This window comes from Rhodococcus sp. BP-349 (assembly GCF_019835845.1).
Lineage (GTDB): Bacteria > Actinomycetota > Actinomycetes > Mycobacteriales > Mycobacteriaceae > Rhodococcoides.
The window spans coordinates 496,515-510,666 of record NZ_JABUDR010000003.1 but is presented as its reverse complement, the minus strand read 5'-3'; the positions used below and the strand labels follow the sequence as shown (position 1 = coordinate 510,666).

General features: G+C 69.8%; 15 protein-coding genes and 1 riboswitch. Of the genes, 4 read left to right on the top strand and 11 right to left on the bottom strand.

What is annotated here, in order from left to right:
- Window positions 1-21 precede the first annotated feature (21 nt).
- From HQ325_RS18780 to HQ325_RS18765, 4 genes are all read right to left on the bottom strand, one after another.
- On the bottom strand, window positions 22-420 hold the full coding sequence (locus tag HQ325_RS18780; RefSeq protein ID WP_222631723.1) for a hypothetical protein: 399 nt from the start codon (window positions 418-420) through the stop codon (window positions 22-24).
- A complete protein-coding gene (locus HQ325_RS18775) occupies window positions 413-1,642 on the bottom strand; it encodes an ArsA-related P-loop ATPase (RefSeq protein ID WP_308117870.1) in 1,230 nt (409 codons plus the stop codon). The genes HQ325_RS18780 and HQ325_RS18775 overlap by 8 nt, the downstream gene beginning before the upstream one ends.
- Before the next feature lie 29 nt (window positions 1,643-1,671).
- Complete coding sequence (locus HQ325_RS18770; protein ID WP_027505826.1) at window positions 1,672-2,109, bottom strand: SRPBCC family protein; 438 nt, start codon at window positions 2,107-2,109, stop codon at window positions 1,672-1,674.
- A gap of 125 nt (window positions 2,110-2,234) precedes the next feature.
- Window positions 2,235-2,612: a polyketide cyclase / dehydrase and lipid transport gene (locus HQ325_RS18765; RefSeq protein ID WP_222631719.1), complete on the bottom strand. Its 378-nt coding sequence runs from the start codon at window positions 2,610-2,612 to the stop codon at window positions 2,235-2,237.
- Window positions 2,613-2,747: 135 nt separating this feature from the next.
- On the opposite strand from HQ325_RS18765, the gene HQ325_RS18760 reads away from it, so the two are divergent.
- Window positions 2,748-4,556: a long-chain fatty acid--CoA ligase gene (locus HQ325_RS18760; RefSeq protein WP_222631718.1), complete on the top strand. Its 1,809-nt coding sequence runs from the start codon at window positions 2,748-2,750 to the stop codon at window positions 4,554-4,556.
- On the opposite strand, the gene HQ325_RS18755 is transcribed toward HQ325_RS18760, so the two are convergent.
- The 5 genes from HQ325_RS18755 to HQ325_RS18735 form a co-directional block, all read right to left on the bottom strand.
- A complete protein-coding gene (locus tag HQ325_RS18755) occupies window positions 4,544-5,668 on the bottom strand; it encodes a glycosyltransferase family 4 protein (RefSeq protein ID WP_222631716.1) in 1,125 nt (374 codons plus the stop codon). The two genes, HQ325_RS18760 and HQ325_RS18755, sit on opposite strands and share 13 nt — an antisense overlap.
- A gap of 26 nt (window positions 5,669-5,694) precedes the next feature.
- On the bottom strand, window positions 5,695-7,026 hold the full coding sequence (locus tag HQ325_RS18750) for a hypothetical protein (protein WP_222631714.1): 1,332 nt from the start codon (window positions 7,024-7,026) through the stop codon (window positions 5,695-5,697).
- Window positions 6,996-7,997 carry a C40 family peptidase gene (locus tag HQ325_RS18745; protein WP_222632559.1) on the bottom strand — a complete coding sequence of 334 codons (1,002 nt, stop codon included), beginning with the start codon at window positions 7,995-7,997 and terminating at the stop codon, window positions 6,996-6,998. The genes HQ325_RS18750 and HQ325_RS18745 overlap by 31 nt, the downstream gene beginning before the upstream one ends.
- A gap of 290 nt (window positions 7,998-8,287) precedes the next feature.
- The gene (locus HQ325_RS18740) at window positions 8,288-8,857 is read right to left on the bottom strand and encodes a C40 family peptidase (protein ID WP_222631713.1); all 570 of its coding nucleotides are present in this window, start codon (window positions 8,855-8,857) and stop codon (window positions 8,288-8,290) included.
- A gap of 16 nt (window positions 8,858-8,873) precedes the next feature.
- A riboswitch (cyclic di-AMP (ydaO/yuaA leader) is annotated at window positions 8,874-9,039 on the bottom strand.
- Between the two features lie 113 nt (window positions 9,040-9,152).
- Window positions 9,153-9,443 carry a hypothetical protein gene (locus tag HQ325_RS18735; protein WP_261778534.1) on the bottom strand — a complete coding sequence of 97 codons (291 nt, stop codon included), beginning with the start codon at window positions 9,441-9,443 and terminating at the stop codon, window positions 9,153-9,155.
- A gap of 175 nt (window positions 9,444-9,618) precedes the next feature.
- Here HQ325_RS18735 and HQ325_RS18730 point away from each other — a divergent pair, with 175 nt between their 5' ends.
- Together HQ325_RS18730 and HQ325_RS18725 are read left to right on the top strand one after the other, a co-directional pair.
- Window positions 9,619-11,361 (top strand): DEDD exonuclease domain-containing protein, encoded by a 1,743-nt coding sequence (locus HQ325_RS18730; RefSeq protein WP_308014683.1) that lies wholly within the window; start codon window positions 9,619-9,621, stop codon window positions 11,359-11,361.
- 64 nt (window positions 11,362-11,425) lie between these two features.
- Complete coding sequence (locus HQ325_RS18725; RefSeq protein ID WP_027505818.1) at window positions 11,426-11,701, top strand: Lrp/AsnC family transcriptional regulator; 276 nt, start codon at window positions 11,426-11,428, stop codon at window positions 11,699-11,701.
- 1 nt (window position 11,702) lies between these two features.
- Here the strand turns inward: HQ325_RS18725 and trpD are convergent, their stop codons facing one another.
- Window positions 11,703-12,746, bottom strand: a complete 1,044-nt coding sequence (gene trpD, locus HQ325_RS18720) for an anthranilate phosphoribosyltransferase (protein WP_222631712.1) — start codon at window positions 12,744-12,746, stop codon at window positions 11,703-11,705.
- An 11-nt stretch (window positions 12,747-12,757) separates the two neighbouring features.
- Window positions 12,758-13,249 carry a hypothetical protein gene (locus HQ325_RS18715; RefSeq protein ID WP_222631711.1) on the bottom strand — a complete coding sequence of 164 codons (492 nt, stop codon included), beginning with the start codon at window positions 13,247-13,249 and terminating at the stop codon, window positions 12,758-12,760.
- Between the two features lie 287 nt (window positions 13,250-13,536).
- Between HQ325_RS18715 and HQ325_RS18710 the strand changes: the two genes are divergently transcribed.
- On the top strand, window positions 13,537-14,151 hold the full coding sequence (locus HQ325_RS18710) for a heme-copper oxidase subunit III (RefSeq protein WP_027505815.1): 615 nt from the start codon (window positions 13,537-13,539) through the stop codon (window positions 14,149-14,151).
- The last annotated feature ends 1 nt before the right edge of the window (window position 14,152 follow it).

Genomic DNA, 14,152 nt, shown 5'->3' with positions numbered 1-14,152 from the left:
CGTGGTGGCGGGCGGCCGGTGTCACCGGTCGCGATCGGGTCGGCGTGCCGGGTCGGGTTCACGCGTCCTGGTCACCGTAATCGGCTGGTAGGTCGCTGGGCGAACGACGGGTGGCGCAGCGCCCTCCGGCGCGTCGGCCCGTTCGGCGGCGCCGGGCGCGTGTCGCCCCGAACCGTGGGACTGCAGGAAGTCCCGGAGCACGTCGATCAGACCGTCCATCTCACCGGTGACCAGCGTCAGCAGGTCGTGGCGTTCCCCGCGCAGGGCGGCGGCGAGAGCGCAGAACGGGCACCAGGAGCAGCCCTGCCACTCCGGCGCGTCCTCGGTGTCGAGGCGTCGCAGCACCGGCTCGACCCGGTCGATCAGCAACTCGGCCAGCACCCGGAGTTCGGCCGCGAGGTCCCGCCGGCCCTCATCCATCGCCGGACTCCCCCGGTGCGTCCGCCTTCTGCAGGTTCTCCGGCCACAGCGCCGGATCGGGGGCGAAGGTCACGGACAGCACGCCGTCGTCGACGCCGGCACCGGTGACCACGCACCGACGCAGCACCGACGCCAACCGCAGTCGTCGTCGACTACCCTGCGCACTCACGATCACGTCGTCCTCCACCCGACCCACCGCCACCGAATCCGTGTCGACGAACGGCAGCGGGACGTCCATCACGTACACCGAGTCCAGGCCGTGCCCGGACTCGTGCCGCACCCGCGGTGACAGCGCGGCCAGCGCGGCGCCGCCGTGTCCGGCCGCCGGCTGCCCGTTCAGGTCGGCCGCGACCGCCCCCAGAGCAGTCGACCCTACCGGCTCGGTGGGTTGGGCCGACACGACGTCGACGCGGAGGTCGCCCACCGCGCCGCGGAACTCCTCCAGCGCCGCTCGATGCTCCGCGTGCGCGCGGTCCATCCAGAACACGCCGGGATGCGTGCCCAGCACGGACGACGGAGCCCCGGCCCCGAGGTCCGGGATGACCCCCGCGGCCACCACCCGGTCGACGCGGACGCCGTGGAAACTGGTGACCGCCAGCAACTCTCGCGCCGTGGCGAAGGATCGGGCGCTCGGACGCGCGACGACGACGGCCGAGGTCCGTCGGTCGTCCTCGAGCACGGCGGTGACCGACGTCGCCGCCGCCACGACGCGATCGACGAGCTCCACCAGGACTGCCGCGCGGACGTCCTGGCCCGTCGACGCGACGACGCGGGCATGACGTGGCCAGATCCGTTCGACGTATCCCGCGACGGCTCCGGGGGTCGCGACGATCTCCCGCCACGACAACGGTCCGGGGCAGTCGACGATCACCTCGTCCCACTCGCCGCTGTCGGCACAGCGCACCACCTCGAGCAGCGCGGTGAGCGGCTCGCCCCCCGGCAGCGACGTCAGCTCCTCGGGATCCGGCAGCGTCGGACCGCCGCCGTGATCGTGGCCTCCGGACATCGCCAGGGCCGTGGTCAGCAGACGGTACTGCGATTCGAGAACGGCCAGCGGGTCGATGCGCCGCACCTCGAGAGCGACGTCGGACACCAGGTCCGACGGATCCGCTCCGTCGATGGACGCGAGGAGCACACGCCGACCGGCGCGGTGCGCGTCGACGGCCAGGGCCGCGGCGACGGTGGACTTGCCCGCACCGCCTGCTCCGACGACGAACGTGATCCGCGCGGCGGTCTCGGGAACGCGATCGCTCAGCCTTCGACTCGCTTCTTCAATTCCTTCAACGCGGTGTCGGTGATGACCTTCTCCGCCTTGCGCTTGAAGAGTCCGATCATGGGAATGGCGAGATCGACTGTCAGTTCATAGGTCACCTCGGTGCTCCCCGCACCTTTCTCGGTGAGCACGTAGGAGCCGACCTGAGACTTCTGCATCTCGCCCGCGACGAGCGTCCACGAGACGGCGGTGCCGTCCGGACGCCAGTCGTACTCGAGCTCGTAGGTGTCCTTGACCATGCCCGCGTCGAGCACGAACCGGACCCGACGAGCGCGGCCCGACTCCCCCTCCTCGAGAATCTCGACCGACTTGGCCGCGGTGACCCACTCCGGATACCTGGGGAAATCGGCGATGACCGCCATCACCTCGTCCGGCGCCGCTCCGACGACGATCGATTTCGTGGTCTTGTCTGCCATGGAACTCGTTCCCTCCGCGCCGCGTGCCGTCACCTGATCGGCGTCCGTGTACCCACATGATCGACCGTCCGGTGGCACTGCCCGTACGGCGGGGTCGGTTCCTGTCGCGGGCGAGTACCCGCGAGTCAGGGCCGGAGCCCCGAGACCGGCGGTTCTCCCGCTGCCCGCCCTGCCTCGAGGAGCGCCTTGATCTCGAACGACATCTGCTTGCCCAGCACCCGTCGGCGGTGGGTGGACGGAACCTGCACTCCGTCGGCCGGCTCCGCGTGCAGGAAGTAGTGGACTACGACGCCGTCGAGCATCGGCTCGAGCCACACCTCCATCGTTCCGCGGAGCTGTCCTGCCACGACCCAGCGGACACCCTTCTCCGCCCGATCCTCCTGGACCGTGACGGTGAGACCCGGGAACCAGGCGCGCCATCGACGGGTGTCCGACACGAGCGCCGCGACGTCCTCGGCCCGCGCTGCGACAAACGTCTGGTCGGCGACCTGCACACTGCTCATGCGCACCAGAATCCCACGTGCCCTCGTCGACGGCGTCGACGACCTCGATCGACGAGGCTGTGCCGCTGACATCCGAGGAATGGACAGGATTACTGTGAAGCCTCGTCCGAAACCGCTACGACATCGGAGGAATCCGTGCGCGAGTTCACCGTCCCGGCACCATTCACCATCGAGGACGACGCGTCGGTCGTCGACGCCGTGTTCGCGCACGAGAAGACCCGGCCCGACGTGGTGGTGTACCGCCGCGCCACCCGCGACGGGTGGTCGGACGTCCGTGCAGCGGACTTCGCGGCTCAGGTTCGCGCAGTGGCCAAGGGACTCATCGCATCCGGCGTGAAGCAGGGCGACCGGGTCGCCCTCATGTCGTCGACCCGCTACGAGTGGCCCCTGCTCGACTACGCGATCTGGTCCGCCGGCGCCGTCACGGTTCCGGTGTACGAGACGTCGTCGTCGGACCAGGTGCGGTGGATCCTCGAGAACTCGGGCGCCGCCGCGATGATCGCCGAGACGGTGGCCCACACGAACATCCTCACCGACATCCTTCCCGTGCTGCCGGGTGTCGCGACGGTCCTGCAGATCGACGCCTCCGCCGAGCGGCCCGGCGCCATCGACGTCCTCACCGACGCCGGCGCCCAGATCACCGATGCCACGGTGGCCGACCGCGTCGCAGCGCTGCGCTCCTCGGACCCGGCGACGCTGGTCTTCACCTCCGGCACCACCGGACGGCCGAAGGGCTGCGTGCTCACGCACTCCAACCTGATCGCCGAGTCCCGCGGTATCGCCGCCAGTTCCATCGGTCGCATGCTCACCGAGGGACGCACCACCCTGATGTTCCTGCCGATGGCCCACGTGCTGGCACGTGCGGTGTCCATCGCTGCCTTCGACCAGGGCGCGACACTCGGGCACACCCACGACATCCCGCACCTCGTCGACAACTTCGGCTCGTTCCGACCGCACTTCATCCTCAGCGTCCCACGCGTGTTCGAGAAGGTGTACAACACCGCGCGTCAGAAGGCTCACGGCGACGGCAAGGGCAAGATCTTCGACGCGGCCGCCGACACCGCCGTCGCCTACAGCGCGGCGCGGGACACCGGTGGCCCGTCGATCGTGCTGCGCGTCAAGCACGCTCTGTTCGACCGTCTGGTCTACGGCAAGCTCCGCGCAGCGCTCGGTGGGCAGTGCGAACTCGCCATCTCGGGCGGCGCGCCGCTGGGTGAGCGCCTCGCACACTTCTACCGCGGCATCGGCGTGACCATCTACGAGGGCTACGGCCTGACCGAGACCACCGCCGCGGCAGCAGTGAACACGCCCGACGAACAGCGCATCGGCACCGTCGGAAAGCCGTTGCCGGGCAACGCCGTCCGCATCGCCGACGACGGCGAGATCCTGCTCAAGGGCGGCGTGGTCTTCGAGGGCTACTGGAAGAACGACGACGCCACCGACGAGGCTCTGACCGACGGGTGGTTCCACACCGGCGACCTCGGCGCCGTGGACGAGGACGGCTTCATCGCCATCACCGGCCGCAAGAAGGAGATCATCGTGACGGCGGGCGGCAAGAACGTCTCCCCCGCCGGTCTCGAGGACTCGCTGCGGGCCAGCGCGCTCATCGGCCAGGCCATGGTCGTCGGTGACCAGAAGCCGTTCATCGGCGCGCTCATCACCATCGACCCCGACGCCTTCCCCGGCTGGAAGCAGCGCAACGGCAAGGACGAGGGCGCGACCGTCGCCGACTTGACGAAGGATCCCGACCTCGTCGCGGAGATCGACGCCGCCGTGGCCGAGGCCAACAAGACCGTCTCGCACGCGGAGTCCATCAAGAAGTACCGGATCCTGCCGGCCGACTTCACCGAGGAGGGCGGCGAGTTGACCCCGACGATGAAGCTCAAGCGCGCCGTGGTCCAGAAGTCCTACGCGAGCGACATCGAGGCCATCTACAGCAAGTGAGCCAGTCGGGCGGCGAGGTCGTCCCATCGCCACTCGGTGGAGACGAACTCGCGTCCCGCGGCCCCCATCGCTGCGGCGCGGTCACGATCGGACAGCACGTCCACGACGGCGCGCCGGACGTCGTCGACCGAGGTGCCGTCGACGGTGGTGCCCGTGACGCCCTCGACGACGGTCTCCGGCGCTCCACCCGACCGACCCGCGACCACCGGCACGCCCGACGCGGACGCCTCGAGGAACACGATGCCGAGGCCTTCGACGTCCAGACCGGCACCGCGGGTGCGACACGGCATGGCGAACACGTCGGCGAGAGTGTGGTGTGCCGCCAGTTCCTCGGCCGGCACCGACCCCGTGAACACGACGTGATCCGCCACCCCGCACGATTGCGCCAGAGCTCGCAGGGTGTCGCCGTACGGACCGCCGCCGACGACGACCAACACGGCCCCGTCGATCTCCGCGCGAATTCCCGGTAGCGCGCGGATCAGCATGTCCTGCCCCTTGCGCGGGACCAACCGCGACAGGCACAGGACGGTCGGCCGATCCCCCAGGCCGTAGCGCGCGCGCAGCGTCTCCCGTGCCGACGCGTCGGGCGCGAACACCGTCGAGTCGACTCCCGGCGGCACGTGTTCGAGGGCCGCGTCCGCCCCGAAGGCCGCGGCGAACCGGCCGCGCGTGTAGCGGCTGACGAACGTGACGACGTCCGTCGTCGAGCCGATACGCCCGAGCACCTGCCGCGCTGCGGGGAGCATCGACCAGCCCACCTCGTGACCGTGGGTGGAGGCCACGACGCGCTCGGCTCCGGCACGGCGCAGGTGCGGCCCGAGTACGGCGAGCGGAGCAGCGGCCCCGAACCACACCGTGTCGCACTGTCGGTCGGACACCAGCCCGGCCGCCCGCCGGGCGACGGCGGGTGTCGGAAGCATCAACGTCGTGGGGTGCCGCACCACCTCGAAGGGTTGCTCCGCGTCGAAGCGCACGTGGGAGTCGCCACGCCACCGCGGTGCGTAGACCACCAGCTCGTCCGCGGGCAACAGCTGGGCGAAGGTGTGCAGATACGACTGGATGCCGCCGCGCCGCGGAGGAAAGTCATTGGTCACCAGCAGCGTTCGACGCATGGGACCACCGTAGACGGATGTCGCGATCAGCTCTGCCCGGCGGCCTGTTCGGCCACCCACTGCCCCCACTGCGCGAGAAAGTCGACGGTGCCGAAGCCCAGCGTGGCCGAGAAGACCGAGTCGGTCACGGTGGGATCGGTCGGTCCGGCCGCGAAACGGTCGTACAGCTGCCGGAGCACCGGCTCCCCGAACCGGTCGGCGACGAACGAGGCCACCGACCAGGCGGACTCGTAGGCGATCGATCCGCGACTGCCACCCGCGGCGAAATCCGAGTCCTCCGGGAGGACCCTGGGCGGTCCCGCCGCGCGGACCACGGCCGCGAGGGTGGGTGCGATCTCCTCGAAGGACAGCCCCGAGCCTCGATAGCCCGAGTAGTCGGCGAAACCCTCGAGCATCCACAGGGGCGCGTCCTCCCCGGTGACCGCGCGCATGGCCACGTGGGTCAGCTCGTGGCGCAACACGGTGCGGCGGGTCGAGTCGGTGAGCCTGTCCGGCGCAGTCGGACCGAAGACGATGCGCTGGCCGGTGACCAGGCCCCCGCGGACGGGATCCGCGATCGTCGAGGCGGCGACGTCGGTGGACGTGAAACCGTCTGCTGCACTGATGAACTCGGCATCGGAACCGGTGACCGTCAGCACGGCGCGGCGCGACCATCCGAGCCCGGCGAACTCGGTCACGGCCGCCACCGCGGAGGGCAGCTCCGCGGCGAGGTCGTCGATGAACGCGCGCTGCGCCTCGTGCCCCACGACGAGCGACGTGGTCGACCCGGTGGCGACTCGCTCCGTGACCACCGGCCCGAAGTCCCACGGGCCACGCCACGTGGTGCGCCCGTACTGCGGCAGGTCTGCATCGGACACCAGACGCCACGTGTCGCCGCGACGAGCGACGACGAGTGCGATGTCGCGACTCGTGGAACCGATGTCGGCGTCGGCCCAGGCGTAGCGGAGCGCGACGTTCGGCGCCCACACCTCGGTGGCCGCGAGTGCGTCCGCCCGGTCGACCGGCACCGGCGTCTCCGGACCCGGAGTGATCTCGTACCCGAAGTCGGACAGCGGCAGACCGCGCAGCGCCTGCGCGCGGGCGATCTCTCGATCGGCGAATCCCGGGTCCGCGCCGGAGTCGATCACCTCGCGCAGCGCGGCCTCGTCGTCGGAGCGGAGTGCGGCCGTCCAGGAGTCGAGCAGGGCCGTGACACCGACGGTGCGCGCGTCCAGGGCAACTCCACTGTCAGGCGGGGTCGTCGTGGGCGTCTCCGCGACAGGTGCCGACGGCGAACACGCCACCAGCAGGGAGAGAACCAGGCCCAGCGCCGCCAGGGCGCGGACCGTCAGTAGCGGCGAGCGCCGTAGAAGGGCCACGATGCCATCGACTCGACACGGACGGGGACACCGAAGGTCGATGCATGGACCACGTTGCCGTTGCCGGCGTACAGACCGACGTGCGATGCGTCGGGATAGAACAGCACCACGTCGCCGGGCTGGAGGTTCGCCTTGTCGACGGGGGTGCCGCCGGCGGCCTGCGCCTGGCTCGACCGCGGGAGAGTCTTGCCGATCTGCTTGTAGGCCCACACCACGAGCCCCGAGCAGTCGTACCCGTCCGGGCCGGTCGCACCCCACACGTACGGCTTGCCGATCTGCGTGAACGCGGCCGACAGCGCTCCGGCCTGAGATCCCGGCGGGAGGGCGCCGAGAATGGCGGCGGGGTCGAATCCCGGCGGGAACGCGGCGCCGGCCAGTCCCTGCTTCTCCGTGTCGGACAGCGAACCGAACGCGGCCACGACATCGGCGATCTCGCTCTGCAGGCGGCTCTGCTTGCCCTGCAGGTCGTCGCTGACCGCCTTGGCCTGCTCGGTGGCCACGCGGGCCGCGTCGGCGGACTGCTGTGACGCCGCCTCGGCTGCCGCTGCCGCGTCGCTGGCCTCGCGGAAGGTGCCGACGGTGGCGGCCGCGTCCGTGGAGATGATGTCCAGAGCGGACATCTGATCGAGCAACTGCTGCGGGGAATCACTCACCATGACCGCGAAGAGTCGGTTCGTCCGGGCGCCCTGATAGTTGGCTCGGGCGATCTTGTCGACGGCGGGCCGCACCGTGTCGATCTGCGCGGAGGCCGCGTCGAGGGCGGCGCGGTCGGCGTCGTGGCGTGCATCCGCCTCCTGCTGGGCGGCGAGCTTCGCGTCGAGCTCGATCTGGGCGTTGTGCATCGCCTCGGTGGTCTGCTCGGACTCGCGGGAGAGGTCGGTGAGCTTCGTGACCGCGTCGGAGGCGGATGTGCCGGGAATTGGGTCGGCGCCGGCGGGACCGGCGGGGAGCACGGCGATCGCCGCTGTCATCGCACTCGCGATCACCAGTCCACGCAATCTCGTACGAGACGTGGGACGAACGCGGGGGTGGACCGATGACGGCACGATGAACGGTTCTCCGATCTGGACGAGTCCGGGTCGCTCGGCAGCGGGGATGATGGCCGAGGACGTCACGGAAAGATTACGACGCGAACGATGATTCTGTCCACGAAGCCCGAGAACCCGTCGAGAACGGCGGATTCACCGACTGACGCCGCACGAAACCGACCGTGCGATCGGTTGCGTGCGGCGTCAGGGTGTCGAGCGTGGGTGTCGCTGCGTCAGGCGTAGCGACGCGCGCCGTCGAAGGGCATCGACGACAACGGAGCGATCTTGACGGGCTGGCTCTCCGTGGACGCGTGGACGACGTTGCCGTTGCCCACGTACATGCCGGAGTGCGAGCCGCCGTAGAAGGACACGACGTCGCCGGGCTTCAGATCCGCCTGCGAGACGGCCACGCCGGCAGCGGCCTGGTCGTAACTCGTGCGGGGAAGCTCGATACCGGCCTGCTGGTAGGCCCACTTCATCAGACCGGAGCAGTCGAACGCGCTGGGGCCTGCGGCTCCGTAGACGTACGGTGCGCCGACCTTGCTCTCGGCTGCCTGCACGGCGACCTGCGCTGCGCTGGACTGCGGTGCGGCCGGGCCGGGAAGCGCGGGGACCTGCGGCATGGGGGGAAGCTGGCTGAGGATCTGGTCCGGGACCTCGAAGGTGCCGATACCGGGGATCTCCACCGGCGCCGCGAAGGCGGGAGCGGCGGGGATGGCGACAGCGCCTGCGGTGAGCGCGCCGGCGACGAGAACGTTGCGGACTGGCCGCGAGGCACTGCTGGGTTTGCGGTGTTTCGCCACGAAAAGATGTGCTCCGTTTCTTCCTGATATCCGCCGACCGAGTTAGCTGACGGGTTCGGGCTGGGAAGATCAGCCCTACCCGACGAGCCGCTGGTGCGACTGCGACGGGATTCACCCCGGTGTAACGGTGGGTTCCCGGTACGACCACCCGGAAGAGGTGGCCGATTAGGCGGTGACCTTGCAGCGCAGTCCCTGGTGGCTCTGCTCGACTCCGCAATGTCTCGGAAAGATTACGAAACGGCATCCAAGATGTCGAGCCAAGCCGACTCGTGTCGCGAAACGATCACGGTCCGACTCACCCCGCGGCGTGCTCGGGCCCCGCGGCGGGTCGGTCGTGGCCGGCCTCCTGCGATGACGGGACTCCCCTGCCGACCAACCGCAACCGTGGCACCAATCCGCTCTCCGCCAGAACGGCCATCGCCTCCTGTTCGTCCTGCTCGAGACGCATTCTTCGCGTGGCGAAGGGAGTGTCTCGCGGGCCGCCGGCCGACGCGGCGGGCATGCCCGGCACCCCCAGCAACACCGAGACGACACAGTCCGAACACGCGTCTCCACGCACGGTGCACTCGCCGCAATCGACAATCATGTGATCTCCGTCTCATTATGGTTCACGGTCTCTCGCCGTGATGTTCAGCCCGGATCACACCCGATCCGACGCTCGATCACGCCTCGGAAACGGACGCTAACGACGTGCACCGACACGGCGCGCTCGTCGTGGACGGCGCGGGTTCCTGTCGGTGGGACCACCTACGGTGACGCACGTGACTGATGGGGCGACTGTGGTGTCGGGGCATGCACGCGGTGTGCAGCTCGCATTCGACGAACTGGACCAGTCGTTGCGGGACACGACCTTCGTGGTGGTGGACCTCGAGACCACCGGAGGCCGACCGGGCGAGGACGCGATCACCGAGATCGGTGCCGTCAAGGTTCGCGGCGGGAGGGTGATCGGTGAGATGGCGACACTCGTGGACCCGGGCCGGTCCATTCCTCCTGCCATCGTCCATTTGACGGGCATCACCAGCGCGATGCTTCTCGACGCCCCTCGCATCGAGCGGGTCCTGCCCACCTTCGTCGAGTTCGCCCGCGGCAGCGTGCTGGTGGCACACAACGCCCGCTTCGACACCGCGTTCCTCCGCGCAGCGGCGACGCGGATGGATCTGGCCTGGCCGTCGTTCCGAGTGCTGTGCACCGTCACGCTCGCCCGTCGGGTGCTCACCCGGGACGAGGCGCCCTCGGTCAAGCTGTCCTCGCTCGCCACCCTCTTCCAGGTGTCCACCAGGCCCACCCACCGGGCTCTCGACGACGCACGGGCCACGGTCGACGTGCTGCACGGGCTGATCGAACGGGTGGGCAACCAGGGCGTCCACAGCTATGCGGAACTGGTCGACTACCTGCCGACGGTGTCCTCGGCGCACCGCGCCAAACGCACGCTCGCGACGGGCCTTCCGCACGCCCCCGGTGTCTATCTCTTCCGCGGACCGTCCGACGAGGTGCTCTACGTCGGCACCTCACGGAACCTCCACCGCCGTGTACGGAACTACTTCACGGGATCCGAGACCCGCGGACGAATGAAGGAGATGGTCGCCCTCGCCACTCGGGTCGACCACGTCGAGTGCAGCCATGCCATCGAGGCGGGCGTGCGCGAACTGAGGCTCATCAGTGCGCACACGCCCCCGTACAACCGTCGATCGAAGTACCCCCGCAAGGGCTGGTGGCTGACCCTGACGAGCGAGGCGTTCCCACGCATCTCCATCGTCCGGACACCGGCGCCCGGTGCGCTCGGACCGTTCTCCGTTCGCGGGGCGGCCGCCGAGGCCGCCGCTCTCGTCGCCGAGCACACCCGGCTGCGCTCCTGCACCCACCGCATCGCCGCCTCGGGGGTGCACGACTGCTCCGCCGAGGCCGTCGGTGGATGCACCGCGGCCGCGGCAGGCCCCCTGACTCCCGACGAGTACGCCGGCGCGCCCGGCGCCTTCCGCGCTCTCACCGAGGGAGCCGACGCCGCGGTGCTCGATGCAATCGCCGCGCGGATCGACGCGCTGTCCGAGGATCTGCTCTTCGAGTCCGCGGCTCGCCTGCGCGACCGAGCCGCCACACTGCTGACGGCCCTGCGGTCGGTACAGCGACTGCAGGCGCTCGCGGCCATCGAGCAGCTGATCGCCGCACGCCGCGCCGACGACGGTGGGTGGGAGTTCGTCGTCGTCCGCCACGGACGCCTCGCCAGCGCCGGTCGTTCACGCCGCGGCGTCGCACCCATGCCCGTCGTGGAGGCACTCGTCGCCGGCGCCGAGACCGTCGTGCCGGACACCACTCCCCTGCGCGGCGCCACGCCGGAGGAGGTCGCGCTCATCGCGCGGTGGCTCGAGTCGGGTGGCGTCCGCATCGTCGACACCACGGACGGGTGGTGCGAACCGGCGCACGGCGCGGGGCGATGGGCTCAGTGGTGCGCCGCCGTGCGCGACGTCGGACGCCGCGAGAAGGAACGCACGATGGCCTGGGGATGACGGCACGGCCGAGAACTAGGCTGGCCCGCAGTTCGCCCTCTCACGACAGTTCGGAAGGTTCACCATGATCACCGCCATCGTTCTGATCCACGCCGAGGTGCACTCCATTCCGGAGACCGCGCGTGCCGTCGCCGACGTACCGGGTGTGTCCGAGGTGTACTCGTGCGCCGGCGACGTCGACCTGATCGCCGTGGTCAAGGTGCGCACGCACGAGGAGATCGCCGAGGTGATCACCGAGCGCGTCAACCGTGTCACCGGCGTGGTGCGGACCGACACGCACATCGCCTTCAAGTCCTACTCGAGCGCCGACGTCGACGCGGGCTTCTCCATCGGCGAGTGACTCAGGCCGACGTGAACGCCGCCCATCGCGTCAACAGGGTCTGAGCGGCCCCGTCGTCCACCGCGGCGGCCGCAGTCGTCAACGCACCGGCCATCGCGTCCTCGAGGGAACCGTCGATCCCGCGGAACGCCGCGATGGCACCTGCTGCGTTGAGCAGCACCGCGTCCCGCACGGGGCCTCGTTCGCCGCCGAACACCCGACGCGCCACGTCGGCGTTGTGTGCGGCGTCCCCGCCTCGAAGGGCGTCGAGGGACACCCGCTCGATCCCGAGGTCACGTGGATCGAGCACCGCGTGGTCGACGACACCGTTCCGCACGATGCGCACCGAAGTGGTCGTCGACGTGGTGATCTCGTCCAGCCCGTCGTCGCCGCGCACCACGAGGACGGAGTTGCCGCGCGCCGCGAACACGCCCGCGACGACGTCGATCAGATCGTCGAACGCGCATCCCACCAGACCGGCGCGCGGACTCGCAGGATTCGTCAGCGGCCCGAGGACGTTGAACGCGGTGGGGATGCCGATCTCCTTGCGAGGCGCCGCGGCGAACCGCAGCGCCGGGTGGAACACGGGCGCGAAGCAGAACCCGATGCCCAGCTCGGCGACGCTCGCCGCGACCCGGTCCGGCCCCTGGTCGATACGCACTCCCAGCGCTTCCAACACGTCGGCTCCGCCGCTCTTGGACGAGGCGGCCCGGTTGCCGTGCTTGACCACCCGGATACCCGCGGCCGCCACCACCACCGACGCCATCGTCGAGATGTTCACCGTGTGGGACCGATCGCCGCCCGTACCGACGATGTCGACGACGTCGTCGTCCACGGGCACGCGCTTGGCATGGCCGAGCATCGAGTCGGCCAGTCCGCGCAGTTCGTCCGACGTGGGGCCCTTCATCTTGAGGGCGACACCGAAGGCTGCGATCTGGGCCGCGGTGGCGTTGTCCGACATGATCTCGTCCATCGCCCACGCCGTGTCGGCACCCGTCAGGTCCTGGCGTGATGCCAGGGCCCCGAGGACCTGTGCCCATGTACGCGTGCCATCCCCAGCGCTCATGAGCGGGAAGCCTAGTGCTCCTGCGATGCGTCCTCGGCAGCCGGTTGGAGGGCGTCCCAGCCCAGCACCACCCCGTCGCGTCGTTGGGCCAACCCCGCCATCCGTGAGCGTTCCTGCGAGCAGTGCAGCGCGTCGAGCACCTGCACCCGCTGCAGCACCAGGACGGTCGCGTCCGCGACACCGCCGGGCAGACGCCCCGGAGTCTGCGCCATGGGACCTGCAGTCGCCTCGCTGTAGCCGTCCTGCGCCGCCACCGACACCGCGTCGGCGATCTGATCGGCGGGGAGGAGCAGGTGGTGGCGCAACACCACGTCGTCGTCCGCGGACCAGATCGGATCCGTGTGGGCCGCGCGCTCGAGGGTCGTCGAGCACGCCTCCACGTCGTCGAAGCACGACGCGACCACGACGAGGTCCGTGCGAGTGGGGTCGAGAGGCTCCGGAGCCGCCCGGCCGAAGAGCCGCTGCCACCACCGTGTCCGCCCACGACCAGAGCCCGAAGTCATGTCACGACAGTGCCAGATGCGGCCGGAACCGGTCTCGGAGTCGCCCGGGACCCATCGAGTCTGAAGCTCTGGTCGAGAGTCCGGCGTGCGGGATACATCACGGACGCGAGGGTCGACGGAACCCCGTCCGACGTGCACAGACGAGTACTATTGAACAGAAAGTCCAGGAAGACGGGTCGACCGGACCACGAGGAGGCATTCTGTGTCACGCGCGCGCGAACGATGCTCGACTCGCCAATACCGCCCCGGCTATGCCATCCGTACTACGACGAGTCATACTTCTCGATGTGACGAGCGCAGTAGGTACTTCGGGATCCGCCATCACCCAGCGTGTCCACTCGCTGAACCGACCGAACATGGTCAGCGTGGGCACCATCGTGTGGCTGTCCAGCGAGTTGATGTTCTTTGCCGGCCTCTTCGCGATGTACTTCGTCGCGCGAGCTCAGGCCGCTCCGGGCCAGTGGCCGCCGGAGCCGACCGAGCTCAATCTGACGCTGGCCGTCCCCGTGACCGCGGTGCTCATCGCATCGTCCTTCACCTGCCAGCTGGGCGTGTTCGCCGCCGAGCGTGGCGACGTGTTCGGGCTTCGCCGCTGGTACACGATCACCCTGGCCATGGGCGCGTTCTTCGTCGCCGGCCAGGGCTACGAGTACTACCACCTCGTCCACGAGGGCACCTCGATCTCGAGCAGCGTCTACGGCTCCGTCTTCTACATCACCACCGGCTTCCACGGCCTGCACGTGATCGGCGGACTGATCGCGTTCGTCTTCCTCATCGCCCGCACCCTGGTCAGCAAGTTCACGCCGGCCCAGGCCACCGCAGCCATCGTCGTGTCGTACTACTGGCACTTCGTCGACATCGTCTGGATCGCGCTGTTCGCGACGATCTACTTCATCCGCTGAC

Excerpts from the sequence above, each read along its gene's own strand:
- HQ325_RS18715 (WP_222631711.1), bottom strand. The coding sequence starts at position 13,249 with ATGACTTCGGGCTCTGGTCGTGGGCGGACACGGTGGTGGCAGCGGCTC.
- HQ325_RS18735 (WP_261778534.1), bottom strand. The coding sequence starts at position 9,443 with ATGATTGTCGATTGCGGCGAGTGCACCGTGCGTGGAGACGCGTGTTCG.
- HQ325_RS18755 (WP_222631716.1), bottom strand. The coding sequence starts at position 5,668 with ATGCGTCGAACGCTGCTGGTGACCAATGACTTTCCTCCGCGGCGCGGC.
- HQ325_RS18745 (WP_222632559.1), bottom strand. The coding sequence starts at position 7,997 with ATGACAGCGGCGATCGCCGTGCTCCCCGCCGGTCCCGCCGGCGCCGAC.
- HQ325_RS18780 (WP_222631723.1), bottom strand. The coding sequence starts at position 420 with ATGGATGAGGGCCGGCGGGACCTCGCGGCCGAACTCCGGGTGCTGGCC.
- trpD (WP_222631712.1), bottom strand. The coding sequence starts at position 12,746 with ATGAGCGCTGGGGATGGCACGCGTACATGGGCACAGGTCCTCGGGGCC.
- HQ325_RS18765 (WP_222631719.1), bottom strand. The coding sequence starts at position 2,612 with ATGAGCAGTGTGCAGGTCGCCGACCAGACGTTTGTCGCAGCGCGGGCC.
- HQ325_RS18770 (WP_027505826.1), bottom strand. The coding sequence starts at position 2,109 with ATGGCAGACAAGACCACGAAATCGATCGTCGTCGGAGCGGCGCCGGAC.
- HQ325_RS18725 (WP_027505818.1), top strand. The coding sequence starts at position 11,426 with ATGATCACCGCCATCGTTCTGATCCACGCCGAGGTGCACTCCATTCCG.